General features: G+C 42.9%; 21 protein-coding genes, 1 other RNA gene and 1 pseudogene. 5 read left to right on the top strand and 18 right to left on the bottom strand.

What is annotated here, in order from left to right; all coding sequences use genetic code 11:
- Positions 1 to 5 precede the first annotated feature (5 nt).
- Both BQ4305_RS15035 and BQ4305_RS15025 read right to left on the bottom strand, forming a co-directional pair.
- Positions 6 to 1,457 (bottom strand): aldehyde dehydrogenase family protein, encoded by a 1,452-nt coding sequence (locus tag BQ4305_RS15035; RefSeq protein WP_110928528.1) that lies wholly within the window; start codon positions 1,455 to 1,457, stop codon positions 6 to 8.
- A 523-nt stretch (positions 1,458 to 1,980) separates the two neighbouring features.
- A pseudogene (locus BQ4305_RS15025) lies at positions 1,981 to 3,182 on the bottom strand (MFS transporter).
- Between the two features lie 269 nt (positions 3,183 to 3,451).
- Here BQ4305_RS15025 and BQ4305_RS15020 point away from each other — a divergent pair.
- Complete coding sequence (locus tag BQ4305_RS15020; protein ID WP_110928527.1) at positions 3,452 to 4,081, top strand: LysE family translocator; 630 nt, start codon at positions 3,452 to 3,454, stop codon at positions 4,079 to 4,081.
- Between the two features lie 91 nt (positions 4,082 to 4,172).
- Here BQ4305_RS15020 and BQ4305_RS15015 read toward each other — a convergent pair whose 3' ends face one another.
- Together BQ4305_RS15015 and BQ4305_RS15010 are read right to left on the bottom strand one after the other, a co-directional pair.
- The gene (locus BQ4305_RS15015) at positions 4,173 to 6,290 is read right to left on the bottom strand and encodes an MMPL family transporter (RefSeq protein WP_110928526.1); all 2,118 of its coding nucleotides are present in this window, start codon (positions 6,288 to 6,290) and stop codon (positions 4,173 to 4,175) included.
- A 113-nt stretch (positions 6,291 to 6,403) separates the two neighbouring features.
- Positions 6,404 to 6,979, bottom strand: coding sequence for a TetR/AcrR family transcriptional regulator (locus tag BQ4305_RS15010; RefSeq protein WP_110928525.1), 576 nt, complete (start codon positions 6,977 to 6,979; stop codon positions 6,404 to 6,406).
- 392 nt (positions 6,980 to 7,371) lie between these two features.
- Between BQ4305_RS15010 and BQ4305_RS15005 the strand changes: the two genes are divergently transcribed.
- On the top strand, positions 7,372 to 8,730 hold the full coding sequence (locus BQ4305_RS15005; protein ID WP_110928831.1) for an IS1182 family transposase: 1,359 nt from the start codon (positions 7,372 to 7,374) through the stop codon (positions 8,728 to 8,730).
- Between the two features lie 132 nt (positions 8,731 to 8,862).
- Here the strand turns inward: BQ4305_RS15005 and ltrA are convergent, their stop codons facing one another.
- From ltrA to secG, 7 genes are all read right to left on the bottom strand, one after another.
- Complete coding sequence (ltrA, locus tag BQ4305_RS15000) at positions 8,863 to 10,122, bottom strand: group II intron reverse transcriptase/maturase (protein WP_110926047.1); 1,260 nt, start codon at positions 10,120 to 10,122, stop codon at positions 8,863 to 8,865.
- Between the two features lie 158 nt (positions 10,123 to 10,280).
- The gene (locus BQ4305_RS21565; protein WP_199880500.1) at positions 10,281 to 10,451 is read right to left on the bottom strand and encodes a hypothetical protein; all 171 of its coding nucleotides are present in this window, start codon (positions 10,449 to 10,451) and stop codon (positions 10,281 to 10,283) included.
- A 313-nt stretch (positions 10,452 to 10,764) separates the two neighbouring features.
- Positions 10,765 to 11,126, bottom strand: a transfer-messenger RNA (tmRNA) gene (ssrA, locus tag BQ4305_RS14990).
- Positions 11,127 to 11,248: 122 nt separating this feature from the next.
- Positions 11,249 to 11,716, bottom strand: coding sequence for an SsrA-binding protein SmpB (gene smpB / locus BQ4305_RS14985; protein WP_110928524.1), 468 nt, complete (start codon positions 11,714 to 11,716; stop codon positions 11,249 to 11,251).
- A gap of 60 nt (positions 11,717 to 11,776) precedes the next feature.
- Positions 11,777 to 14,131: a ribonuclease R gene (gene rnr / locus BQ4305_RS14980; RefSeq protein WP_110928523.1), complete on the bottom strand. Its 2,355-nt coding sequence runs from the start codon at positions 14,129 to 14,131 to the stop codon at positions 11,777 to 11,779.
- A gap of 49 nt (positions 14,132 to 14,180) precedes the next feature.
- Positions 14,181 to 14,927: an alpha/beta hydrolase gene (locus tag BQ4305_RS14975; protein WP_110928522.1), complete on the bottom strand. Its 747-nt coding sequence runs from the start codon at positions 14,925 to 14,927 to the stop codon at positions 14,181 to 14,183.
- Positions 14,928 to 15,143: 216 nt separating this feature from the next.
- Positions 15,144 to 15,377: a preprotein translocase subunit SecG gene (secG, locus tag BQ4305_RS14970; protein ID WP_110928521.1), complete on the bottom strand. Its 234-nt coding sequence runs from the start codon at positions 15,375 to 15,377 to the stop codon at positions 15,144 to 15,146.
- A 142-nt stretch (positions 15,378 to 15,519) separates the two neighbouring features.
- On the opposite strand from secG, the gene BQ4305_RS14965 reads away from it, so the two are divergent.
- Entirely contained in the window at positions 15,520 to 16,068 is a 549-nt protein-coding gene (locus BQ4305_RS14965) for a hypothetical protein (RefSeq protein ID WP_110928520.1), read from the top strand.
- 101 nt (positions 16,069 to 16,169) lie between these two features.
- Positions 16,170 to 16,994 (top strand): M15 family metallopeptidase, encoded by an 825-nt coding sequence (locus BQ4305_RS14960; protein WP_110928519.1) that lies wholly within the window; start codon positions 16,170 to 16,172, stop codon positions 16,992 to 16,994.
- A gap of 61 nt (positions 16,995 to 17,055) precedes the next feature.
- Here the strand turns inward: BQ4305_RS14960 and BQ4305_RS14955 are convergent, their stop codons facing one another.
- Together BQ4305_RS14955 and BQ4305_RS14950 are read right to left on the bottom strand one after the other, a co-directional pair.
- Complete coding sequence (locus BQ4305_RS14955) at positions 17,056 to 17,661, bottom strand: nitroreductase family protein (protein ID WP_110928518.1); 606 nt, start codon at positions 17,659 to 17,661, stop codon at positions 17,056 to 17,058.
- A gap of 131 nt (positions 17,662 to 17,792) precedes the next feature.
- Positions 17,793 to 18,644: a VOC family protein gene (locus BQ4305_RS14950; RefSeq protein ID WP_110928517.1), complete on the bottom strand. Its 852-nt coding sequence runs from the start codon at positions 18,642 to 18,644 to the stop codon at positions 17,793 to 17,795.
- 357 nt (positions 18,645 to 19,001) lie between these two features.
- On the opposite strand from BQ4305_RS14950, the gene BQ4305_RS14945 reads away from it, so the two are divergent.
- Positions 19,002 to 19,571, top strand: a complete 570-nt coding sequence (locus tag BQ4305_RS14945) for a hypothetical protein (RefSeq protein ID WP_110928516.1) — start codon at positions 19,002 to 19,004, stop codon at positions 19,569 to 19,571.
- Positions 19,572 to 19,741: 170 nt separating this feature from the next.
- On the opposite strand, the gene eno is transcribed toward BQ4305_RS14945, so the two are convergent.
- The 5 genes from eno to gap all read right to left on the bottom strand — a co-directional run bounded on the left by eno (position 19,742) and on the right by gap (position 25,879).
- Positions 19,742 to 21,037, bottom strand: coding sequence for a phosphopyruvate hydratase (eno, locus tag BQ4305_RS14940; RefSeq protein ID WP_110928515.1), 1,296 nt, complete (start codon positions 21,035 to 21,037; stop codon positions 19,742 to 19,744).
- A gap of 27 nt (positions 21,038 to 21,064) precedes the next feature.
- The gene (gene gpmI, locus BQ4305_RS14935) at positions 21,065 to 22,597 is read right to left on the bottom strand and encodes a 2,3-bisphosphoglycerate-independent phosphoglycerate mutase (protein ID WP_110928514.1); all 1,533 of its coding nucleotides are present in this window, start codon (positions 22,595 to 22,597) and stop codon (positions 21,065 to 21,067) included.
- Complete coding sequence (gene tpiA, locus BQ4305_RS14930) at positions 22,590 to 23,351, bottom strand: triose-phosphate isomerase (RefSeq protein ID WP_110928513.1); 762 nt, start codon at positions 23,349 to 23,351, stop codon at positions 22,590 to 22,592. The genes gpmI and tpiA overlap by 8 nt, the downstream gene beginning before the upstream one ends.
- Before the next feature lie 46 nt (positions 23,352 to 23,397).
- Positions 23,398 to 24,582, bottom strand: coding sequence for a phosphoglycerate kinase (locus BQ4305_RS14925; RefSeq protein WP_110928512.1), 1,185 nt, complete (start codon positions 24,580 to 24,582; stop codon positions 23,398 to 23,400).
- 289 nt (positions 24,583 to 24,871) lie between these two features.
- Complete coding sequence (gap, locus tag BQ4305_RS14920) at positions 24,872 to 25,879, bottom strand: type I glyceraldehyde-3-phosphate dehydrogenase (protein WP_110928511.1); 1,008 nt, start codon at positions 25,877 to 25,879, stop codon at positions 24,872 to 24,874.
- Between the last annotated feature and the right edge of the window lies 1 nt (position 25,880).

Here is a 25,880-nt window from a genome sequence, read left to right as displayed (position 1 = left end):
TTTTTTTAAAAACCGCACCACCCAAGTTTCTCTATTTCTCTTCTGCTGTTGATATGCTTCGTCTCTGTAAACCCGTAGTATCCTTGCGGACCTAATTCCCGGCCAATTCCGCTTTGTTTATATCCGCCCCAGGATGTTTCTACGTATGGTGTATGATAGCTATTGATCCAAATCGTCCCGGCTTGGAGCTTTGCAGCGATTTCTGCCGCCTTCTCTTCATCTGCAGACAGAATGCCGGCTGCCAGTCCGAATTTTGTCCCATTGGCTAATCGAATAGCTTCCGCTTCATCCTGAAATGACTGAATGGTCACAACAGGTCCAAAAATTTCTTCCTGAACGATTTGCATGTCCTGAGTTACATCCGCAAATATCGTCGGCTGAAGAAAATAGCCCGGCTGCTTCAGTGTTTTTCCGCCATATAAGAGGCTTGCTCCTTCCGACAGGCCTTTCGAAATATATCCAGTCACTTTTTCAACATGCTCCGCTGAAATCAGCGGACCCATCTCTGTTCTCTCATTCAAAGGATCGCCTATCTGTATGAATGAAGCCTTTTCAGCCAGTCTTTCTATAAACGCTTGATAGATTTTATCCTGTACTAAAATTCGAGAGGAGGCCACACACACTTCTCCCTGGTTGAAGAACGCACCATATGCTGCCCATTCTGCTGCCAGATCCAAATCTGCATCTTCCAGCACAAGTAAAGGGGACTTTCCTCCCAGTTCCAGCGAGACCCTTTTTAGTGAACGGGCACATTGCTCATTGATCCGCTTCCCTGTTTCCGAACCTCCTGTGAACGAGATTTTGTTCACCTTATCACTTTCTACAATTGTTTTCCCAACAGGGTCTCCTGCCCCCAATATAAGATTGAACACCCCTTTTGGCATGCCGCTCTGATGGATCAGCCCGGCCAGCTTGATGAAAGACAGCGGCGTCCACTCCGATGGTTTAAAAACAATCGTATTTCCTGCGGCCAGAGCCGGTGCCAGCTTCCACATGCCCAAAAGCAAAGGGAAATTCCAAGGTACAATCAAACCGCAGACTCCAACCGGTTCCCGGATCACCCGACTGACTGTCCCATCTTCCATTTCCTTTTGCCAAGGAGTTTCTTCCTCAATAAAATGGGCATAATAGCGCAGGCAGGCAATGCTGTCCTCCACATCTATCCTCGCCTCTTTAATCGGTTTTCCTGTATTCTCTGTTTCGATTTTCGCCAGAGCTTCTTTCTCTAAATCCATTAAATCAGCCAATTGATTCATCACTTTGACCCGCAGTTTCTGATCCTTTGACCAGTCCGAATAATAAAAGGCCTGATGAGCCGCTTCAATCGCAGCCTCAGTTTGTTCCTCAGATGTTTCTTGAATCGTTTGCATGATTTCCCCTGTCGCCGGGTTAATCAGTTCCCGCCGCCTTCCTGCACCCTGAACCCACTCACCGTTAATCCATGCATGCTGTTCCATATGAATGGTATCCTCTCCTTTTGACAAACTATTTTTTATCACGGCCAGCCGTTTCTCTCTTTACTTTCTATGCAAGATTCATACCAAATCGACAAAAAAGGATATCCGTCAAGGACATCCTTTTGATCATCTTTTCATTTTTAAGCCCGCTATTATGTATTAAAGGTCTTTTCTGCTCTTATCATTGTCTCGGATTTTTGTATACAAATAAGACTGCCAAAACGCTAAACACGCCTGCTAAGAGAAAACCGCATGTATACGAATTAAAGAAATATTGTATATATGCCCGCCGCCAAAAGATGCTGCAGCTCCCCGCCTGATGGGGCGCAAAAATCCATCCATATACAATTCCGCTCTTTTTGATGCCAAAGACTTGTCATGCTATGCCGATAGTCGGCGGTACGGTGGCAATCCAGCCGAGACCGTAAAACACCCCAAAAGTTAGATTTTGAAATCTAACTTCTGGGATGCGGCACCATGCTGATTTTTTTATTTTGACCCCAGGCTCAGAAAAAGCAGCTCTTCAGCTAGCATCTTTCTTTTCTAAAGCAATACAAACAATAGTAAGGAGAGCACCTGCCAGTACCATAATGGCAGCAACCCAAGGCGAATGCTGCAGCCCCAAGCTGCCGGTAACCAACCCGCCGGTATATGATCCTAAGGCAATCCCTCCGTTAAATGAAGCAATATTTAAAGAGGAAGCAACGTCTGCCGCGCTCGGTACATAACGCTTCGCAAGACTCAGCACATAAGACTGAAGAACGGGGACACTCATAAACGCTAACAAGCCCATCGCTATAACAGTCATAAGACCAGATATCCTAAACGGAGCTGTAAAGGTGAAGATCAATAAAATAATGGATTGTACAACAAACATATAAAGTAAAGCTTTCAGCGGATTGCGATCTCCGTAACGGCCTCCAATCGTATTACCGATGGCAATCGCTACCCCATAAATAAAATCACACTAATATATTTAGGACTGATTCCCATGACTTCTTGAAGGATCGGCGACAAATACGTAAACGTTACAAATGTTCCCCCATATCCAAGAATCGTTACCGATAATACAAGTAAAATTCTTCCGTTAGACACTAATTTCAATTGTTCTTTAAAAGAGGGCGGCGTTTCTGTTTTTAACTGTTGGCCGGGAATTCCGATAAAGTTAAAAATAAGAGCAATGACACCTATAATGGCAATCCCGAAAAAAGGCAGTCTCCAGCCGAACATTTCACTTATATAGGTTCCTAACGGCGCTCCTATTGCTGTTGCGATTGTAAAACCGCCAAATACGAAGGCAATGGCGCTTGCCTGCCGAGTTTTCGGAACCAGACTTGCGGCAACATTAGAGCCTATCGCAAAAAATACTCCATGTGCGAATGCTGATAATATGCGTCCCGCTAAAACGATACTGAAAACAGGTGCTATGGCTGTGATAACATGTCCGATTATAAATAAAACGATGACAGCCAATAATATATTTTTCCGCGGAAACTTAGCAGTCAGTGAAGTTAAAACAGGACCTCCTATAGCTACTCCAAGAGCATACATGGAGACAATTAATCCAGCCATCGATGTTGTGATGCCAAATTCCTCAGAAACAGCAGGAAGAACACCAACGCTGATGAATTCCGTAACTCCAACGCCGAAAAATGTCACAGCCAAAGCAAATAAAGCAAGCTTATTTCCATTTGACTTTGACACAGTATGATTATGTACGTCCATATGAACGCCTCCTTAGATGCGATGAATTTCTTGAATAGAATACCATTTCAAGACAAATAAAGTGAAGGTATTTGATTGACTTCCCATATATGATTCTTCGTATAATATCCCCCTGCCTTCAATCTCTTTATGAGACAATGAATGGAATAGGCAGCAGAAAATGCAGGGGAATCAGCAAGCTATAGCGAAAGGTATCCCTTGGTGCTTTTGTCTTCATTATGACGGATCTCTCCTGTGCAGGTGCCAAATAACAAGAAAGGTGATAACAAATGGAAAACTTTTATGTATTTGTCCTTATGTGTATTTTACTCATTATTTTACCTGGCCCTGACACGGCCATCGCTACTAAAAACACGCTCGCATCCGGAAAAAGCGGAGGCTTCAAAACAACATTAGGAACGTGCTGCGCCCTTTTGATCCATACCTCTGCTGCGGTATTGGGGCTTTCAGCGATCATTGTGAAGTCGGCCTTATTATTTTCCATCTTCAAATATGTCGGTGCTGTTTACTTAATTTATCTGGGAGTGAAAACATTATGGTCTCTAAGAAAAAAGGAAACTGCAGCTGCAATTGAACATCCCAAAAGTCAGTTTTCTCATACCTCTTGTTTTAAACAGGGGTTCCTGACCAATATCTTAAATCCAAAAGTCGCTGTCTTCTTCCTGACTTTTCTGCCTCAGTTTGTGAATCCCGGCAGCGAGACTTTTATCCCTTTTTTAATGATGGGAATCACTTATACTGCCTTGACTGCCATTTGGTTTTTGCTTTATATCTTTTTGCTTAATCAAATTCGTTCATTCATGAAAAAGCCAAAGACACAGAATATGATCGAAGGAATCACCGGCACCATCCTGATTGGATTCGGCATTAAACTGGCTCTGGAAAAAGCCCACCATTAGAACGCAGCAGCAAACCTGTATAAGGCAAAAAGCCTTGGGAACCAAAATCAATGGTTCTCCCAAGGCTTCTTTACTGAGTACTCTCCCTGATTTACTCACGGGCTTTCTTTTTACTTGCGCCCTTATCCTTCTCCAAGAATACAATGAGCCCCGGCAGTAAGACTCCCCTGATTAAGAAAGTATCCAATAAAATCCCCACTGCAACTATGAAGCCAAATACAAATAGAAGCTGTACCGGCTGCGTCATCAGGACAGCAAATGTGGCTGCCAGAATCACACCGGCTGATGAAATAACCCCGCCCGTGTTGGCAACAGCGATTTCAGCCGCTTCTTTCACAGATTTATTCCTTCGTTCCTCCTGGAACCTGGAGATGAGCATAATGTTATAATCAATGCCAAGTGCAACCAGGAACACAAAGGCATACAGCGGAACTCTGTCACTGACGGAACTGATATCAAAGAATAGATTCGTTAAGAATGTTCCCAGCCCTAAAGCTGCCAGAAAGGAAATCAAGATCGTGCCCATCATGTAAATGGGCATTTTAACTGATTTAGTTAAAAAGATCAGCATCCCAAATATTAAAATGGTTTCAAGGATCACTATAAGGATGACATCCCGGTCGTTCACACTTCTGTCATCGACTTTTGAAGCCGTCTCACCTGCAAAATAAAGCTTTCCCTCTACATTGCCGGCTTCTGTGATTTCTTTGCTGTTTTGAATCATTTCTTCCATCGCATCCATCGTTTGGACGTCATAAGGATTGCCTTCAAATGTCAGTCTGTAATGGATTGCTTTATGGTCGTCTGTCACACCATTTATACGTACATTGCTGACCAGCTCTTGATCTGCCAATACGCTTCTTACTTTTTCCTGCTGTTCAGCCGTCAGTTCCTTCTTTGCTTCCAGCAGCACATTAGTGGGTGCAAGATCGCCTTTTTCAAATTTATTTTCTAAAATTTCATAGCCTTGACGTGAAGGCATATCATCAGGAAAAGACTTCATCGTATCAAATTCATAATGTAAAGAAAATACATTGCTTGCAGCTGCCAGTAATAGGATGCTGATCACCGCAACAGAAACACCTGGCCTTTTTCCAACAAATTGACCGACCTTCCCCCAAAACGTCTGTTTATGAACGTGTTGATCGCCGACTTTAGGAATTCTGGGCCAGAATGATTTCCTTCCGAATAAGGTAAAGAGGGCCGGAATCAATGTAACCGATGCCAACATAATAATCACCATGGCAGTCGCAAAGGTTGGAGCAAAATTGCGATAGTCGCCAGATTTCGCAAAAAACAAGACAAGCATAGCTGCCAGGACCGTCCCTCCCGAAAAGAATACCGGCATCCCGGTTTCCTTCATCGCTGCCTGCATGGCTTCATATTTGCTTAGATGGCTCTTCAATTCCTCGCGGTAACGGGAGAAAACAAATAAAGAATAATCAATGACAGCCGCAAATAAGAGTATCGACATGATGGAGACAGTTTGACTGCTTATCGCCAATCCGCCTTTCCCCATAATCCCCAGTACCTGTGTCACAACTTGATAGACAAATACGGCTCCTAAAAGCGGGATCAGAGCTAATAATGGAGAACGATAGATTACAATTAATAAGACTAAAATGATGCCGACCGTTGAAAAGATCAGAACTAAATCCGCCCGGGAAAACAGATCCAGCGTATCTGCTGCGATTCCGGCAGGTCCCGTTACATATAAGGATAGATCAGATGAATCTTTCACAATTTCACTCATCTGATCGATTGATTTTTTCATTTCCTTTGTTTCAAGGGAAGAATCGAAAGTTAAAGGAATGACTGCAGTCGTTTGATCCTTTGAAAAGAATTCAGCTGCCGCCTGTGGAGGAAGATCAGATATCGGAACAAACTGCTGTATCCCTTTACCCTTTTCAGTTTCAATCTGCTTTAACACATGAGCAAGCTCTGACAGGGGCAGTTCGCCGCTCTTTGACTGAAATACCAGTATAGCGGGGATTCCCTCATTATCCGTAAAATACTTATCTATTTTCTGTTGGGCAATCACCGATTCTGCCTCTTTTGGAAGTGTATCTATTTTTGAAACCTGATAATCCCGCACACTTGGCGCGAATAATGTCAACGCAATCGTTACCGCCAACCAAGCCGTTAACGTGATCCACATGCCTTTTTGGGTTGTCACACGATTCGTGACAGCTTGCAATAATGTTTTCATCCGCCTGCTCCCTTCTATATCTTCAATCCTAAAGTAACACTTTTGTCACTTTAATTATAGATAGGTGACACCTGTGTTACTATCATTATCTTTCAAAGTAACACAAGTGTCAATTAAGCCTTATTGAACATTCCATGACACAGGATCTCTTTTATCGAGCGAACCCATTCTGATTGCGGAACCCCAAAGTGATTGGGAATCAAGATGGATTGAAAAATCATCCCCAATAGTAAGGAGTCCGGTAAGGATGCCTTTAGCTTTTGTTCCTGCCTGCCCAGGTCGATAAACCCTTGAAGATGTTTATACATATCAAGATGCAGCTTTTCCAGCTGAATGATATTCTCTTTGACCTTGCTGTTTCCGTTAATTGGAATCCTCCGGCCAATTTCAATTAGTTCGGGGACCGATGTATGTTTAAAAATCAGATCCAATAAGAAGTCTAATTTCTCATCAAAGGAATCATATTCTTCAATTTCTTTTAACTCTATGAGAAAGAGCCTCATTTCATGCTGCATAAAGTTTGTAATCAGTTCCTCACGATTATCAAAATATTTATAAATGGCTCCTCTGGAAATATCGAGATGTTCTGCTAACAGACCAAAATTAAATCCTTCATAGCCATGCTGAAGTAAAATCTGCTTTGTTGCCTGATAGATATCATCTGTTGAGAATTTACGTTCACGTGCCATTGGGTACACCCCCTGCCATTATTATAAGGGAAGCCAAAGCGCAAAGAAATACACGTTTGTTCATTTAAGGATTAAGGGAAATCTATTATGGACCAAGAACTTCATTGAAACGCTGACACTTATTCACTGAACTAATTTGAACCTATACGCTTCCTCAACAATCATTGGGAATTCAGCCAATTATTCTCTTATCTCTTTGGATTTGGTTCATTTCTTTCTCGCAGAACAGATACGGAGCGAGACTCATTTAAATAAAAATCCCGGCATGAGACAACAAAAACAACCTCATAATGAGGTTGTTTCAGGCTGTAGACAAACTCGTGAAAATCGAGTTTATCTACAGCCTTTTTTATTTTAAAATGGAGGTAACAAATTTACTTGAGGTGACCAATATGCTTTCCAAATATTCTTCTACTCAAAGAAATCAAATTGAAATGATTGCGCTGGATGAACTTGTTCCTGCGAACCATTTGGTTCGCAAACTAGAAAAAGCGATCGATTTTTCATTTATTTATTCGTTAGTAGAGGATATGTATTCAGATGTAGGTCGTCCAAGTATTGACCCGGTAATTCTTATTAAAATGACATTTATTCAGTACATATTTGGTATCCGCTCCATGCGCAAAACGATTGAAGAAATCCAGACCAATATGGCTTATCGATGGTTTTTAGGATTCGGATTTCATGATAAAATCCCCCATTTTTCTACCTTCGGTAAAAACTACGAACGCAGATTCAAAGATACGGATTTGTTTGAACAGATTTTCTATCATATTATAAGCGAAGCTGCTAAGAAGAAGTTAATCAGTGCCGAACATATTTTTATTGACTCTACACACGTTAAAGCTAGTGCGAATAAACGAAAGTTTCAAAAGAAAGTTGTCCGTAAAGAAACAAAAGCATATGAACAACGTCTTCAAAAAGAAATCAATCAGGACCGAGAGGACCATGATAAGAATCCCTTCCCTCCAGATAAATTCGAAAAAAATGAAACGAAAGAAATCAAAGAAAGTACGACGGATCCTGAGAGTGGATATTATGTAAAAGATGAAAGAACGAAGCAGTTTGCTTATTCTTTTCACGCTGCTTCAGATAGGAATGGATTTGTATTAGGGACCATCGTAACTCCTGGTAATACGCATGATAGTCAGATACTTGAGCCTTTGGTTGAGAAAGTAATGGAAGAAGTTGGGAAGCCTGAAGCTGTTGCTGCTGATGCAGCCTATAAGACACCAGTAATCACAAATTATCTAATAGAAAATGACATCACGCCCGTTTTACCTTATACACGTCCGCGTACAAAAGAGGGATATTTTCGGAAACATGACTATGTTTACGATGAGTACCATGATTGCTATTTATGCCCGCAGGGCAATGTGTTGAACTACTCAACGACTACTAAGGAGGGGTATCGTCAGTATAAGTCTGATCCTAAAATATGTAAAGATTGTCCAGTGATCATGAATTGTACCCAAAGTAAGAACCACCAAAAGCTCATTCAGAGACACATATGGGAAGGGTACGTAGAAGAAGCAGATCATCTCCGACACCATCAAACCATAAAAGATATCTATGCCAAACGTAAAGAAACCATTGAGCGAGTCTTTGCGGATGCAAAAGAAAAGCATGGCATGCGTTGGACAACGTTAAGAGGTCTAAAAAAATTGTCCATGCAGGCGTTGCTTACTTTTGGTGCCATGAATTTAAAGAAGATGGCAAATTGGACTTGGGTCAATCCTCAAACCGGCTAATTATGGGGCTCGATGAGCCCTCAAAATTAAAAATACAACGATTAAATAGGAAAANGCAATCGAGTAGGAGGGGGTGATTAACCCCCGACCTCTCACACCACCGTACGTACCGTTCGGTATACGGCGGTTCCATTAAGTTTGACGCAGAAATTCATATCGATTATATAAACTTTTCAACCCTCGGTGACTCCAATACAAGTTATTGAGGGTTTTGTGTAAGATTGGACTACAGGCTATTCTCCAATATTTCTTTCTGGAGTTTCCCCATTCATATGCCTTTTGGTCAGGGACACCTAGACCTTTGAGTTTTCTTACTCTTGTCCTCGGTTTCTTCCATTGTTTCCATTCAAGCATACGGAGTCTCCGTCTAATCCACTCATCAAATTCTTTAAATTTACTTGGTGTATCAGCCAATGCAAAATATCCACACCATCCCGTTAGATATTGATTTAGTTTCTCGATTCTAACTTCCATAGGAATTTGTTTAGAACGGGAGGTTAACTCCCGTATTTTAGCCTTAAGCCTTTTAATACTTTCATTGGCTATTCGAACCTTCGGTTTCTTATTGACCGTAAAGCTAAAGCCAAGAAACTTTCGTTTCCACGGGCGATCAACTGCTGACTTTTCTCTATTTACTTTGAGCTTTAATTTCTGCTCAATAAAGCATGTAATTGAGTTCATCACTCGTTCTCCAGCTTTCTTCGATTTCATGTAAATATTACAATCATCGGCGTAGCGGACAAACTTGTGACCTCTCCTTTCTAACTCTTTATCAAGTTTATCCAAAAGAATATTCGAAAGAAGGGGGCTCAGTGGACCTCCTTGTGGTGTTCCTTCTTCTGCATCATAGACTACACCATTCATCATAATTCCTGCTTGGAGATATTTCCGTATAAGTTTCAAGACCTGCCGGTCTTGGATTCTACTTGCTAATATCCCCATTAACTTATCATGATTGACTCTATCAAAGAATTTCTCCAAGTCCATGTCAATCACCCATCTATAACCTTCACTTATATATTCCCTTGCTTTACGAACCGCATCATGACCTCTTCTATTTGGTCTAAACCCATAACTATGTTCTGAGAAGGTTGGGTCAAGAAGTGGGGTTAGAACTTGGGCGATAGCCTGTTGAATGAACCGGTCTGTCACGGTAGGTATTCCTAGTAATCTTACTCCACCGTTCGGTTTCGGGATTTCGACTCGACGGACTGGGTTAGGTTGATAGGTACCTTCCCTTAATGAATCACAAAGAGTTTCCCAGTTCTCATAGAGATGTCTTCGTAGGGATTTTACGGACATTCCATCTATGCCGTGACTCCCTTTGTTCTTCTCCACACGTTTAAGTGCTTCTATTAAGTTTTCCCGTGACAGAATCAGATCCATTAACATGTGATATTTCCTTTCGACGTGAACGTAGAAAACTAATTATGTTATTCCTGCTCCACCCTCATGAAGTCCCCTGTGGAATTCACCACTTCCTCCTTCAAGTAAGTCCTTTCGGATTGTCTGCTTCTATACAGGAATTATATGCCTAGTTCTCGTTCTTCCTAATAGTTCAGTCCTTCCCATTCCATCTCGAGTTGGAATGGTACTATGACCTCGGCTGACTTCTGATTGTTCAGCTGTCCATCGCTGGATAGGTTACCAAGGGAACTTGGCGTTCCAATCAGACCTCCCCGGGTAAGAGTACAGTCTTTCCCTCCATCTATCTGCTTCATTTACTCTGTACCACCTTCGGCAGTAAGGACTTCGTTTTGTTGTGCAAACTCATCCAATGGTACCTAGCCTTATATGAAGTTCGTGTTCCTCAGACCGGAGGTTTGCCGCTCGCTTCCTTCAGATTCTGCGTCACCACAGACACCCTTGCGTTAAGCTAACCATTACTACTGCCTTCATGGTTCGGGACTCTCACCCTATAGACTGCACCCATGCCGGGCGCACACAAAAAAGCGTAAATTTACATTTTGGGTAAATTTACGCTTCTGAATTCTTCTATTTTATAACAAAAATAAAAACCACCAACATATGTATTGGTGGAGACGGTGGGAGTCGAACCCACGTCCAGACATAACGGCACTTAAGCTTCTACGAGTGTAGTCGATATATTCGCAATTCGCTTACTCATTAGCCTATCGACAGGCGGCAGAGCAGCTAGTCTGATTGGTCTCTTCCTTCATCCTCAGACGGTGGATTCCGGCGTATCCCACTTAAAGTGAGTCCCTTACCCTACCACGTGGGCCATGGAGGGAGGAACAGCTATCGACTGTTGTTAGGCAGCGAAAGCTAGGTTGTTGTTTTGTTTGCCAGTTATAGGCTTTGACGTTTTAACGAGGCCGATCCCCTCGACTCGCAACTTAAGCTCGAACTATCCCTGTCGAATCCGTAACGTCCCCAATATAGAAATGGAGCGTACGAGAGATGAATTCAGCTTAATCGCTGATATTCAGTTGTCATCGGTACATAACTTATTATAACAGATTCCGTCTTAAAATCAATTGTAAGGTCTTGGAACTCCCTACATCTTCTGGCGTTCCCTGAAGGCTCTTTCGATATCGCGTTTGGCTTCTTTTCTCTTCAGGTCTTCACGCTTATCATATTGCTTTTTCCCTTTTCCAAGTCCGATTAAAACCTTTGCATAGCCATTTTTTAAATACATTTTCAATGGAACAATGGTGTAGCCGATTTCTTTTGTTTCGCCGATCAGCTTATTGATTTCCTTCCGGTGCAGCAATAGCTTTCTTGTTCTCAATGGATCATGATTAAATCGGTTTCCTTGCTCATATGGACTGATATGCATATTGTGAAGATACAGTTCGCCATTTTCAATTTTTGCATAGGCGTCCTTCATGTTCACTTTCCCGCTGCGGATCGATTTAATTTCCGTTCCCTGCAGAACGATCCCCGCTTCCCATGTTTCTTCTATAAAAAAATCATGATAGGCTTTTTTATTTTGTGCTAATTGCTTCCCTGCTCCTTTTGGCATCCTGTTCTCCCCTTTACATATGTTCAAGAGAGGGCAAAGGTTCACCCTCTCTGTTTCACTTTATCTCTTTTTAGGTTTTTTCTTTCTTTTTGCAGCAGGAGCGTTTTCGTAGAATTTCTTCTTTTTCTTTTTACGCTGCCCGGACGGAGAATCGCCGTTACGGCCTCTTTCTTTCTCTTTTCCCCGGCCTTCTCCGCTGCTTCCTTTTCTGCGGCGGCCGCCCTGTGCTGCTTTGATTACGCGCTTTTCACCGGTCGGCCTAGGCCTGCTTACTTTCATGCCGATAATTTCAAAATCAACGGCACGCTCATCTTTATTCACATTAGAGACACGGACTGAAATCTCATCTCCAATTCTGAAGACCTTACCGGTTCTTTCCCCGATCATCGCCAGCTGCCGCTCATCATAACGATAATAATCATCCGTCATATAGCTGACATGGACAAGTCCTTCAATCGTGTTCGGAAGCTCGACGAACATTCCGAAATTCGTAACGGAACTGATGATGCCGTCATATTCTTCCCCGATTTTATCCAGCATATATTCCGCTTTCTTCAGATCGTCCGTTTCGCGCTCGGCATCTACAGCCCTGCGCTCACGTTTGGACGTATGGTCGGCAATCTCAGGCAGACGGGCATCCCACTTTTGTTTTGTCGCTTCATTCAGCTTTCCTTCTATCAAGTACGTCCGGATCAGCCTGTGAACGATCAAATCAGGATAACGCCTGATTGGTGAGGTAAAATGGGTATAGAATTCAGTAGAAAGCCCAAAGTGTCCGAGACTTTCCGGATCATATTTCGCCTGCTGCATCGATCTCAGCATAACCGTTGAGATAACCATCTCCTCCGGCTTCCCTGCAACCGCCTCAATGATTTCCTGAAGGGCGCGCGGATGAACGGAATTGGCGGATCCTCTGACAATATATCCGAAATTCGTGATGAATTCAAAGAAACGCTGCAGCTTTTCTTCCTTCGGATCTTCGTGAATCCTGTATAGGAATGGAACATCCAGCCAGTGGAAATGCTCGGCAACCGTTTCATTGGCGGCAAGCATGAATTCCTCGATTAATTTCTCGGCAACAGACCGCTCGCGAAGAACGACATCAGTCGGATGGCCTTCCTCATCTACAAGAACCCTGGCTTCTTTAAAATCAAAATCAATCGCCCCGCGGTTCATCCTTTTCTTGCGCAGAATCGCTGCCAGCTCCTCCATGTCCCGGAACATCGGCACGAGCGGTTCATAGCGTTCGATCAGCTCTTCGTCATGGTCAACAAGAATTTTATTCACATTTCCGTAGGTCATCCGCTCTTTTGTTTTGATGACACTTTCAAAGATCTCATGGTTTACCACTTCCCCGGATGGCGTAATTTCCATCTCACAGGATAGGGTAAAACGGTCGACCTGCGGATTAAGTGAACAAATTCCATTTGAAAGCCTGTGCGGAATCATCGGAATGACCCGATCCACTAAGTAAACACTTGTTCCGCGATCAAATGCTTCTTTATCAATCGGTGAATTTTCGGTTACATAATGGCTGACATCCGCAATGTGTACACCTAATTTATAATTGCCATTGTCCAGTTTTTTCACTGTGACCGCATCATCCAAATCCTTTGCGTCTGCACCGTCAATTGTGACCAGTGATTCACCGCGCAAATCTCTCCGATTTCCAATTTCGCTTTCCTCAATCGTGTCGGGAACCGCATTCGCCTGCTGCATGACTTCTTCCGGGAATTCCATCGGAAGTCCATGTTTATAAATGACAGAAAGAATATCAACACCAGGGTCATTTTTATGGCCCAGTATCTCGATGACTTCTCCTTCTGCACTTGTACGGCCTTCCGGATAAGAAGTAAGCTTTACGACGACTTTATGACCTTCAACTGCGCCGCCTGAAGCCTGCTTAGGGATAAAAATATCACTCGCAATCTTCTTATCATCCGGAATCACGAAACCAAAATGCTTACTCTCAGAGTATGTACCGACGACTTCGGTTACACCGCGCTCGATAATCCGAATGACGGTTCCTTCTCTTCTGGAACCGGAAGTTTCTGTTGACACTCTGACGAGGACAATGTCACCATGCATCGCCGTTTTTGTTTCATTTGGCGGGATGAAAATATCATCCATTTCCGGCTCATCCTCCGGTGTCACAAAAGCAAACCCTTTAGCGTGCCCGGAAAGCTTTCCCCGAATAAGATTCATTTTTTGCGGAAGGCCGTAGCGGTTGCTCCTTGTACGGACAACTAAGCCTTTTTCCTCCATTTGTACGAGCGCTTTCACGAAGTCCTTGAAATCCGCTGAATCCTCAATCCCAAGGGCCCCTTCTAATTCCTGGACAGTCAGAGGCTTGTATGCCTCTTCCTTCATGTATTCCAGAAGCCTGTCTATATGCTTCTGTATCGTGTCTTCCATATCCAAACCCTCCTTGCTTCACAACTTTTAATGTACAGGGCATCCCCTTTTACTCATTCCAGTCCAAACTCTCCAAAAATGCGAATACATCTTCATGAAGCTGATTCTTTTCTTTGCCTAACGTAATCACATGCCCGGACTCTTCATACCATTTTAGATCCTTGACTGCCGATTCTACGGACTGATAGATAATATTGGCGCTGTCAGGATTGATCATTTTGTCATGTCTTCCCTGAACGACAAATGTCGGGGCATAGACAAGATCAGCATGTTCACGGACATCCTTGATTAATGCCTGCAATGCATTCAGCGTCTCCATTGGAGTCTCGCTGAACTTTTTCATTTCCGCTTCAATTTGCTCCTCTGTTTTCCCCTCGTACTTTTTAAATTCCCGGGCATAATCGAGAACTCCCTGATACATTGTATCGAGGGTCTTAATATACATGGGAGCACACATCGTTACGATACCCTTTATAGGTACAGTGTAACCTAATTTGAGAGAAAATACGCCTCCCAAAGACAGTCCGGCTACAGCAATTTCATCATAGCCAAGACTTTTCAAATGGTCATACCCCATCATCACATCCTTCCACCAATCTGAAGGACCGGTCTTCACAAGCTCCTCTGGGGGAACTCCATGCCCTTTATAATGAGGAGCATGGCAGGTATAGCCATTCTTTTCTAAAAAGCGCCCTAACATCCTTACATCGGAAGAATTTCCGGTAAATCCATGCAGCAGCAGAACGGCCCGTTTTCCTCCTTTAAATGTAAAAGGCTGCGGAAGTTTAATTCTCATATGTATAATCTCCTTCAAATGCAAAGTTTGCGCCTGCTCTTTTCAGGGGAAATAATATTTATTCCTTTTTTAGCAAGTATTACTTATTTTTCTCGGCTAATACTATTAAAGCATAAAAAACCGCAGGAACCAAAACGTTCGAATTATGTTTCACAAATGCACAATAGGCAATAGATAAGAGTAATAAAAAAAGCCTGGCCTCCGCCAGACTTCCTATTACAAACCTGCGTATGAAATAAGCAATGTAATGCCAAAGAACAGAATGGATAATACAACCGTTGCACGATGAAGGATTAAATCCAAACCGCGTGCCTTTTGTTTACCGAATAACTGTTCAGCACCGCCTGAAATTGCACCAGACAATCCAGCGCTCTTCCCGGATTGCAGCAGAACACAAGCAATGAGTGCGATTGAAACAATGACCAAAAGCGTCACAAGTAAAGTGTGCATGCCTTACACCTCCAAGTACATTACTTTAACTTTACCATATTGAAGCTGTGACTACAACGTTTCTTCCAGCCAAGGAATTACATTTTATTTTCGGGCTGAACTTTGAGATAATTTACCTAAATCATGGAAGGAAGGTGGACAGATGTTCCAAAACATTCTACGCACCTTGGATATCTTCATTATTATATTATCAGTGATGGCCGCTGTTTCCCTTTGGATGGGGGGCAGCAGCGTAATCAGCATTCTGTTAATCGTCCTGTCACCGGCCCTTCTTTTATTCGCCAAATATAAAAGGAATCGCTTATTACTATTTGCAGCTTACAGCACGACAACCGTTTATTTCACAGCCATTCTATACAACGGACTGACAGACAGTTCTGTGGATTTCTTTCAATCAGAGGCACGTGTTCTCTTGTATGGACTGGCCGCCATCCTGGTCAGCATCATTGCGGCCGTAGTGGGGTTTGGTACAAATACCCTGACTATTCTTTGGCTTTCTTTTTATATCCTGGTTATTTTTGAAACCGTCACTCACTATCCGCTGTCTTCATTCCTGGATCATTTTTGGTCACGTTCTGTCATAGAAGATGCCGTTCGCAAAGATTACCCGTTCCTTTTAATGGTGATTTGGATCGGTTTATTCCTGGATAAATACCAACGGGAATTGACGAGGGATTATTTAACAAGATGATTTACCATATTTTGATTTTCATTTATAGTCAGATGTGCTATAAAGACTAAGTACCTATTACCATAGTTTAATGGAAATATGAAAAACAAGGGGTCTTTTGCATGTTGAAACCAATGATTACAGCAGCAGCTCTTACGTCAATGATGGTGATTGCCTCGGGCTGTTCCGTCAATACCAACACAGATGAGCAGCAGCAAACCGAGCAGCACACGAAAGAAAAAGAGACAGAGAACAACAAACCAGCCGAAAAAGAAAATGGGAAAAACGAAAGTTCACCGCAAGTAGCGATTGATACATCTGTTACTCCCGCTCAAAAAGGGTTAAAAACCTTAGCAGAACCGGAAAGCATTCCTGTCTTGGTCAATAAGGAATACAGTCTTCCTGAAGACTATACGCCGCCGGATCTTGTTTATCCGAATGTACCATTCATTTTTGAAGGAAAAATGGAAAAGATGCTTATGCGTGAAGAAGCCGCCCGTGCTTTGGAAAAAATGTTCGAGGCAGCGGAGAAAGACGGCATGCCATTATCAGGCGTATCTGCCTACCGCTCCCACGAAAGACAAAAAGCCATTTTCGAAAATTATGTACAGAAGGACGGCTATGAAAAAGCACGGACTTACAGCGCACTCCCCGGGACAAGCGAACATGAAACAGGACTTGCAATCGATGTTTCTTCCCGCAGCGGTGTATGCCCTGCCCAAGAATGCTTTGATGAGACACCTGAATCCGCATGGCTGGCTGACAATGCTTATAAATATGGATTCATTATCCGCTACCCTAAAGGAAAAGAAGACATCACAGGTTATAAATATGAAGCCTGGCATATCCGATATGTAGGCAAAGATGTCGCCAGTGAAATCTATAAAGAAGGTTCGACCCTTGAAGAATATTATAATGCCCTGCCTGTTCAGGCAAAATCAGAATAAGACCTCTTCTGGAACATAAATGAACCCCCGCAGTGATTATGCGGGGGTTTTTTATCATTCATTATTTATAAACTTTCACTCTTTCTTCAATTGGCTGGAAATCTTTTTCCCCTGCCGGAGCTGCCGGCTTGCCAAATGGCATTTGGGCAATAAGCTTCCAGCTGTCAGGAATTCCCCATTCTGCTTTTACATCTTCATCAATCAAAGGATTGTAATGCTGCAGTGTGGCCCCCAAGCCTTCACTCTCCAAAGCCGTCCAGACAGCCAGCTGAACCATACCTGATGATTGCTGGGACCAAATAGGGAAATTATCTGCATACAATTCAAATTGCTTCTGAAGACCCTCTACCACCGTTTGATCCTCAAAGAATAGGACGGTCCCGGAACCTGCATTGAACATGTCCATTTTTTCCTGTGTACTTGAAAAACTGTCTGCCGGGACTACTTTCCGCAATGCTTCCGTTGTAATGCTCCATAATTTATTATGCTGTCCGCCAAAAAGAACAACAGCTCTCGCACTTTGCGAATTGAAAGCAGACGGCGTATATTTGACTGCTTCCTCCACGATTTCCTGAATCCGATCTTCAGACACTTCGATCTCGCTGCTGATTGCATAAATGGAGCGTCTTTCTTTAAGTGCTGATAAAAACGCATCTGTATTTGCCATATACATCTCTCCTTTTTCATTCTTTACCACAGATTAGTCTTTCCCTGATTTAAAAGGCTTTAATCTATGAAATGATTATTTTAAACCATGGCATTGAAAAATCAGAAGAATTCAGTAGATCTGTTCAGGCCTTACTGAGCTTTCAATATAATCCGGATACCGCTTGGATCCATGGCTATCCAAGCTTCCTCTTTTTTCTCCAGATGGGCGGCATATTCTTTAAGGCGGTGAACCGTTTGTTCCACGGACTCTTGATCCGGATACTGGATGGTAAACATGTTCATCCCTGCACTTTCAGAAGAGGGTGCGGAAGCATTTACACCATTCCATGTATTCAGGCCGATATGATGATGATAGCTCCCAGTTGATACGAAGAGTGCTTGATCGCCATAATGGGCCGCGGTTTCAAAACCAAGCCCTTTACAATAAAAAGCCTCAGCTTCTGCGAGATTTCCGACATGAAGATGAATATGCCCCATCACAGTCTCTTTGGGAAGCCCTTGCCATGTTTCATCCTTTCTTTCTTTGAGCAAATCTTCAGCATTCAGCTGCTCTGTGACCATATGTACTTCGCCATTGTTCCACTTCCATAAAGAAGAAGGCCGGTCAGCATATACTTCAATGCCATTTCCGTCTACATCCTGAAGATACAAAGCTTCGCTTACTTCATGATCGGCTGCTCCCAGCGGATAATTAATCTTGATTATATGATGCAGAAAGCGAGCCAGATCTGCCCGTTCCGGCAGCAGGAGGGCAAAATGGTAAAGGCCCGTCTTCCTCGGTTCCTTCGGCAAAGCATCGGCAGGCTGAATAAGACTGACAAGCGGCGTCTTTCCGTCAGCAGTCAAAACCGCTCTGTTTTCTTCTCTCTCAAGTAATTGAAACCCTATAATATTTTGATAAAAGGATAAAGATCTCTCTAAGTTTATGACTTTTAATTCAATATGAGTTGGATACACATTTGGAGCTTGATGGAAATTCAAACTTTCACCTTCTTTAATAAGTACTTGTTATCTAGACTTTGATTTTTAGAAGTCATTTAAGGATCATTAAATCTTTATTTCACAGCACGTTTGACAGCATATATCCTTTTTTGACTACGTAACTATATACCCCTTTCAGAAAAAAAAATCATTCTGCATGCGGAAATACAAAAAGCAGCAGCCTCTTTTTATTGAATTTTTGTTTTCTTCCATCTTCTTATCAGAATTCCCACTGAATAAAAAGTATCTAGTTGAATGTTATACTTACTTATATCTCTCTGCCTATTCTGTCTAATATATTTTCCAAAGTATGTTGTAAAAAGCTCATTGTATAACATCAAAAAAAGGAGTAATTGAATGAAGAACATAGTAAAGATTTTTTGCGGGAATGCCGCGGTGCTATTACTAATCCTTTTGCTAGCCGGTTGCATAAACGATCAGCATAAGGAATCAAGAACAGCTTCTACTGATAATTCCGTGCTCCCAGCTGATCCGGAAAATGCTGAATCCTACAATGATACGGAACAAGAAGCCACGCAATCTGAGCAACCTGCCACAACTGAAACAGTTGACCCTGAGAATAACCGCACTCAGAATGAGACAAGCCGAGGAGCTTCTGAGGACGAGCCGAATACCGACAATCATCATTCTACTACTCAAAACGAACCTCAAATTAAAACAGACACCGATGAAAAAGAGAAAGAAAAGGCGATATCCTTTGTTCAAGCCTACCTGCGTGAAAAAGGCGAATTGATTGAAGACGAGAATCATTTTGTTCAATATGACGGAGAAATCAATGGTTATATCATTGTAAGGTATTCAACATTAGCAGACGGGCATTCATCTACTAATGGGCGCTATGCAGCTGACCTTGACAGTGGAGAAGTCACAGATATTACCGCTGATCCAGATTTTTTAAATCAATAAAACGCTTTTTCGATTTTTTATTATGAGCTGCAACAGAAGCTGACCAGTCATTTTTTCGAATTCACAGGAGTCAGCTTCAGGAAACTCAAAAAGACAGGAGGCAATCTCCAGAGTTTGTCTCCTGTCTTTTAGTTATGCCTATAAATAGACATCCTGATTTTGATTTAGAATTATTTCTTCAAGTTGTAGAAAGATTTGATGCCGTCATAGATCGCCAATGCACCAAGCTCGTCTTCGATACGAAGAAGCTGATTGTATTTCGCAATACGGTCTGTACGGGACATGGAACCAGTTTTGATTTGACCGGCATTTGTCGCAACTGCGATATCTGCAATCGTCGCATCTTCTGATTCACCGGAGCGGTGAGATACAACAGCTGTGTAGCCAGCACGCTTAGCCATTTCAATTGCATCGAACGTTTCAGTCAAAGTACCGATTTGGTTCACTTTGATTAGAATAGAGTTGCCCACTCCCTGTTCGATTCCTTGTGCCAATTTCTTAGTATTGGTAACGAATAGGTCATCTCCGACCAATTGGACTCTGGAGCCAAGACGCTCAGTTAAAAGCTTATGGCCTTCCCAGTCGTTTTCATCCAAACCGTCTTCAATCGAGATGATTGGGAATTCATTAACCAGCTCTTCAAAGAAAGAAACCATCTCTTCAGAAGAAACGCCAGTACGTCCTTCTCCAGCTAGATCATATTTGCCTGTTTCTTTGTTGTAGAATTCTGAAGAAGCTACATCCATACCAAGATAAATGTCTTCACCAGCTTTGTAGCCCGCTTTTTCAATCGCTTCAATGATGACTTCAAGTGCTTCACGATTTGATCCCAAGTTTGGAGCAAATCCGCCTTCATCACCGACTGCTGTGTTCAGACCTTTAGAAGAAAGAACTTTCTTCAAAGCATGGAAAACTTCTGCTCCCATACGGATTGCTTCCTTGAAAGTCGGAGCACCAGTAGGAAGGATCATGAATTCTTGGAAATCCACGTTGTTATCAGCATGAGAGCCGCCATTGATGATATTCATCATTGGAGTCGGAAGCTGCTTCGCATTGAAGCCTCCAAGGTAACGGTATAAAGGAAGGCCGACAGATTGTGCTGCAGCGTGCGCACAAGCCAAGGAAACACCAAGAATCGCGTTAGCGCCCAATTTCCCCTTGTTTTCTGTACCATCCAATTCAATCATTGTACGGTCAATGCCCACTTGATCAGCAACATCCATGCCCATAATGGCTTCAGCGATAATTTCATTCACATTATCAACTGCTTTTTGAACTCCTTTACCAAGGTAGCGGCTTTTGTCTCCGTCCCGAAGTTCTACAGCTTCATATTCACCAGTAGAAGCTCCTGATGGAACAATGGCACGGCCGTAAAAACCGGATTCTGTCTGTACTTCTACCTCTACAGTTGGATTTCCTCGTGAATCTAGCACTTCAAGCGCGTTTACATGTTGGATATATGGCATGAATAATCTCTCCTTTTCCTATTCCATTTATTTAATTAGGGATGTCCCTGTCATCTCAACAGGTTTTTCAACTCCAAGCAAGTCAAGCATGGTCGGAGCCAAATCGCCTAAAATTCCATCTGTTCTTAATGTTACCTGATTTTTTGTAATAATAACAGGTACAGGGTTTGTTGTATGGGCGGTCATCGGCTTTCCTTCAAGAGTGACTACTTCATCCGCATTCCCGTGGTCAGCTGTGATGATGGCAGTACCGCCTTTTGACGTTATTAGGTTCACGATCCGGCCAAGACACTCATCAACTGTTTCAATAGCCTTGACTGTCGGTTCAAGCATTCCTGAATGTCCAACCATATCCGGGTTGGCAAAATTAAGAATGATAGCATCAAAACGGTCATTCTCGATTTGCTCAACTAAGGCATCTGTCACTTCATAGGCGCTCATTTCCGGTTTCAAATCATATGTAGCCACCTTAGGTGAATTAATCAGGATGCGTTCTTCACCAGGAAACTTCTCTTCACGGCCACCGCTCATAAAGAATGTAACATGCGGATATTTTTCCGTCTCTGCAATTCTCAGCTGAGTCAAATTGTTCTGTGACAAAACTTCTCCAATCGTATTATCAAGGTTTGTCGGTTTAAACGCGACATATCCGTCAACAGTCTCAGAAAAATGAGTCAGGCAGACAAAGTGAAGATTCTTCGGATGTCCAGGTCCGCGATCAAACGAACGGAAATCCTTATTCGTAAACGTATTAGAGATTTGGATCGCACGGTCAGGACGGAAATTATAGAAAATAACAGCATCATCATCTTTAATGGTTGCAACTGGCTTTTTATCCTCTGCTTTGATGACAGATGGGATGACAAACTCGTCAAAAATCCCGTTTTTATAGGAATCATCCACACACTCTAAAGCAGATGTGTAAGCAGGTCCGTCTCCATATACCATGGCACGGTAAGACTTTTCTACACGCTCCCAGCGCTTGTCACGGTCCATGGAATAATAACGACCTGAAATGGTTGCAAACTGGCCTACTCCATATTCCTTCATTTTTGCTTCGGCTTCTTCAATATAGCCTTTTGCCGTTTGAGGGCCGACATCGCGGCCATCCAAGAAGGCATGAACATATACATTTTTCACGCCATTGTCAGCAGCAAGCTTTAACAATGCATAAAGATGCTCAATGTGGCTGTGTACCCCGCCATCAGACAGCAAACCAAATAAGTGAAGATCGGTACCTTTTTCTTTTACATGCTGAATAGCATCCAAGAATGTCTGGTTTTGAGCAAATTCGCCTGTGCGAATCGCCAGGTTCACCCGAGTAAGGCTTTGATAGACGATCCGGCCGGCCCCAATATTTAAGTGACCTACTTCGGAATTTCCCATTTGTCCTTCCGGAAGTCCGACCGCTTCTCCGCAGGCAGTTAAGTGAGCATGCGGATAGGCGTCCCAATATCGGTCAAAATTCGGTTTTTTCGCATGAGATACTGCATTTCCTTTTGTTTCATTCCGGCAGCCGAAACCGTCCAGAATAATTAAAGCAACAGGAGCTTTACTCATGGCTGCCACCCTCTAATAATTGAAGGAATGAGCCGGCTTCGAGACTGGCACCGCCAACCAATGCACCGTCGATATCTGGCTGAGCCATGTATTCTTTGATATTGCCTGGTTTCACACTGCCGCCGTATTGAATACGTACAGCGTCTGCAGCAGATTGAGAGAATTTTTTCGCAACAACGGAACGGATATGGGCACATACTTCGTTCGCATCCTCGGCACTGGATGATTTTCCAGTTCCAATTGCCCAGATAGGTTCATATGCAATCACCGTTTGTTTAACCTGTTCCTCGCTTAAGCCTTCCAAAGCTTTTTCGATTTGTCCGCCTACAAAGTCAAAAGTCTGGCCAGCTTCCCTTTGCTCCAATGTTTCGCCGCAGCAAACGATTGGAACCAGCTGATGTCCAAATGCTGCATGTGTTTTCTTGTTGACAGACTCATCTGTTTCATTGAACATTTCCCTGCGTTCGGAATGTCCCAATATGACATAGCTCACGCCAAGATCTTGAAGGGCAGCCGGGCTGATTTCTCCTGTAAAAGCTCCGTTTTCCTCAAAATGCATATTTTGAGCGCCGATTTTCACTTCTTTGCCTTCTGTATCTTGAACCAGCTGCTGCAAGAATAAAGCAGGGGAACAAATGACTGATTCAATTTTTTCAGAAGAAGGAACCTGATCCTTCACCTCTTGTACAAATTGAGTCGCTTCCCCTAACGTTTTATTCATTTTCCAGTTTCCTGCAATAATTGGTTTACGCATATTCTCTAACACCCCTTCTTCGGTATTATCCTTCGATGATGCTATTTTACTTATCGTTCAATGCTACGACGCCCGGCAGCTCTTTGCCCTCCATAAATTCAAGGGAGGCTCCGCCGCCTGTTGAAATATGGGACATTTTATCCGCTAAGCCGAATTTTTCGGCTGCTGCTGCGGAATCACCGCCGCCAACGATGCTGTAAGTACCCTCAGAGTCAGCAAGGGCCTGGGCAACAGCCTTTGTTCCTTCTGCAAATTTATCAAATTCAAAAACTCCCATTGGTCCGTTCCAGATAACCAATTTAGAGTTTTTAATGACCTCTGCGTATCTGCTTCTTGTTTCAGGTCCGATATCGAGTGACATCTTATCAGCCGGGATTGAATCGATATCGCAGATCGCCGTAACCGCGTCTTTAGAAAATTCCGGTGTGATGACAGCATCAAGAGGCATATACAGCTTAACGCCCTTTTCCTCAGCTTTATCAATGAAAGATTTGGCCAATTCAATCTTGTCTTCTTCAAGCAGCGACTGACCAATTTCATAGCCCTGAGCTTTGATGAAGGTATAAGCTAAACCGCCGCCGATAATCAAGTTATCAACCTTTTCCAGTAAGTTTTCAATGACACCAATCTTATCCTTTACCTTCGCTCCGCCAATGATAGCTGTGAACGGGCGCTCTGGATTAGATAAAGCCGAACCGAGAACATCCAGTTCTTTCTGCATCAGCAAGCCTGATACTGCAGGAAGATGATGGGCAATTCCTTCTGTTGAAGCGTGGGCACGGTGGGCCGCACCAAACGCATCGTTTACATATATATCAGCGAGCCCGGCGAATGCCTTCGCAAGCTCGGGATCATTTTTCTCTTCACCTGGATAAAAACGTACGTTTTCCAATAATAGAATGTCGCCGTTTTCCATCTTCGCAATTTCTCTTTCTACCGTTTCGCCGTACGCTTCATCCACTTTCGTTACCTTCTTGCCGGAAAGTTCGCGCAATCTTTCAGCTACCGGTGTAAGCCGAAGCTCTTCCACAGCCTGTCCTTTTGGACGGCCAAGGTGGCTGGCCAAAATCACTTTAGCCCCTTGTTCCACTAAATAATCAATCGTTGGTAATGCCGCTCTGATCCTTGTATCATCAGAGACTTTGCCATCCTCCATAGGTACATTAAAATCCACCCTGCAGAATACCTTTTTACCGCTAACCTCGATATCTTTTATCGACTTTTTATTCATGAACCAAAGGACCTCCTCAAACGCTCAAGTTTTATGTTTTCTTTTCAGTCAAAAAGGGAGAGGGCCGAAAATCCCAACTCCCTTTTCATTTGTCATTATAATCCGCTTTCATTAAAATTGCCAAAAGAAACGATAGAATAAGACAAAACTGGATATACCCTCTTAAATAATACCATCTTTATCCAACAAATTCAGCAGAACAGAAAAAACCTCACCTGCGTGAAGTTTTTATATCAGCCGGCCCGAAGACTTAACCTGTCTTCGGGGTCAGCCGCTTTTTCAACCGTTCTTACAGACCTTTTTTAGCAAGATAAACAACTAAGTCTACTACGCGGTTTGAGTAACCGAACTCATTGTCATACCAAGAAAGAACTTTAACCATGTTGCCTTCCATAACCATAGTAGAAAGAGCATCAATAGTAGAAGAAGCAGTATTTCCATTATAGTCAGAAGAAACAAGAGGAAGCTCGCTGTATGCAAGAATACCTTTCAATTCTCCTTCAGCCGCTGTTTTCAATGCTTCATTAATTTCTTCAGCAGTTACGTCTTTTTCAAGCTCCGCTACTAAGTCCACTACAGATACATTTGGTGTAGGGACACGCATTGCCATACCGTTCAATTTCCCTTTCAATTCAGGCAATACAAGGGAAACCGCTTTGGCAGCACCTGTAGTTGTCGGAATGATATTCTCAGCCGCAGCACGGGCACGGCGGTAATCTTTGTGCGGAAGATCAAGAATTTGCTGATCATTTGTATAGGAGTGAACAGTTGTCATCATGCCGCGCTTGATTCCGAATTTATCAGAAAGAACTTTAGCGAATGGCGCTAAACAGTTTGTTGTACAAGATGCATTTGAGATTACATGGTGGTTTGCTGCATCATATTTATCTTCATTAACACCCATAACGATGGTGATATCTTCATCAGATGCCGGAGCAGAAATAATTACTTTTTTCGCACCTGCTTCTAAGTGTTTTGCTGCATCAGCACGTTTTGTGAAACGGCCAGTTGATTCAACAACCACTTCTACGCCAAGGTCTCCCCAGCCAAGCTGTGCAGGATCGCGTTCAGCAAGTACTTTCACTTTATGGCCGCCTACAATCAAGTAGTCTCCGTCTACAGTCACTTCTTGATTCAATGTTCCGTGAACACTGTCATATTGAAGCAAATGTGCAAGCATTTTGGCATCTGTTAAATCATTGATTGCCACAATCTCTAATTCTGAGTTTTCCATTGCTGCCCGGAATACGTTACGTCCAATTCGTCCAAACCCGTTAATACCAACTTTTACTGCCATG

It is taken from the genome of Bacillus massiliglaciei (assembly GCF_900098925.1).
Lineage (GTDB): Bacteria > Bacillota > Bacilli > Bacillales > DSM-1321 > Peribacillus > Peribacillus massiliglaciei.
The sequence above is the reverse complement of the archived record's forward strand: the minus strand, read 5'-3'. Positions and strand labels throughout refer to the sequence as shown.

Coding starts and splice junctions, on each gene's coding strand:
- BQ4305_RS15035 (WP_110928528.1), bottom strand. CDS start 1,457: ATGGAACAGCATGCATGGATTAACGGTGAGTGGGTTCAGGGTGCAGGA.
- BQ4305_RS15020 (WP_110928527.1), top strand. CDS start 3,452: ATGGAAAACTTTTATGTATTTGTCCTTATGTGTATTTTACTCATTATT.
- BQ4305_RS15015 (WP_110928526.1), bottom strand. CDS start 6,290: ATGAAAACATTATTGCAAGCTGTCACGAATCGTGTGACAACCCAAAAA.
- BQ4305_RS15010 (WP_110928525.1), bottom strand. CDS start 6,979: ATGGCACGTGAACGTAAATTCTCAACAGATGATATCTATCAGGCAACA.
- BQ4305_RS15005 (WP_110928831.1), top strand. CDS start 7,372: ATGCTTTCCAAATATTCTTCTACTCAAAGAAATCAAATTGAAATGATT.
- ltrA (WP_110926047.1), bottom strand. CDS start 10,122: ATGTTAATGGATCTGATTCTGTCACGGGAAAACTTAATAGAAGCACTT.
- BQ4305_RS21565 (WP_199880500.1), bottom strand. CDS start 10,451: ATGAAGCAGATAGATGGAGGGAAAGACTGTACTCTTACCCGGGGAGGT.
- smpB (WP_110928524.1), bottom strand. CDS start 11,716: ATGCCAAAAGGAGCAGGGAAGCAATTAGCACAAAATAAAAAAGCCTAT.
- rnr (WP_110928523.1), bottom strand. CDS start 14,131: ATGGAAGACACGATACAGAAGCATATAGACAGGCTTCTGGAATACATG.
- BQ4305_RS14975 (WP_110928522.1), bottom strand. CDS start 14,927: ATGAGAATTAAACTTCCGCAGCCTTTTACATTTAAAGGAGGAAAACGG.
- secG (WP_110928521.1), bottom strand. CDS start 15,377: ATGCACACTTTACTTGTGACGCTTTTGGTCATTGTTTCAATCGCACTC.
- BQ4305_RS14965 (WP_110928520.1), top strand. CDS start 15,520: ATGTTCCAAAACATTCTACGCACCTTGGATATCTTCATTATTATATTA.
- BQ4305_RS14960 (WP_110928519.1), top strand. CDS start 16,170: ATGTTGAAACCAATGATTACAGCAGCAGCTCTTACGTCAATGATGGTG.
- BQ4305_RS14955 (WP_110928518.1), bottom strand. CDS start 17,661: ATGGCAAATACAGATGCGTTTTTATCAGCACTTAAAGAAAGACGCTCC.
- BQ4305_RS14945 (WP_110928516.1), top strand. CDS start 19,002: ATGAAGAACATAGTAAAGATTTTTTGCGGGAATGCCGCGGTGCTATTA.
- eno (WP_110928515.1), bottom strand. CDS start 21,037: ATGCCATATATCCAACATGTAAACGCGCTTGAAGTGCTAGATTCACGA.
- gpmI (WP_110928514.1), bottom strand. CDS start 22,597: ATGAGTAAAGCTCCTGTTGCTTTAATTATTCTGGACGGTTTCGGCTGC.
- tpiA (WP_110928513.1), bottom strand. CDS start 23,351: ATGCGTAAACCAATTATTGCAGGAAACTGGAAAATGAATAAAACGTTA.
- BQ4305_RS14925 (WP_110928512.1), bottom strand. CDS start 24,582: ATGAATAAAAAGTCGATAAAAGATATCGAGGTTAGCGGTAAAAAGGTA.
- gap (WP_110928511.1), bottom strand. CDS start 25,879: ATGGCAGTAAAAGTTGGTATTAACGGGTTTGGACGAATTGGACGTAAC.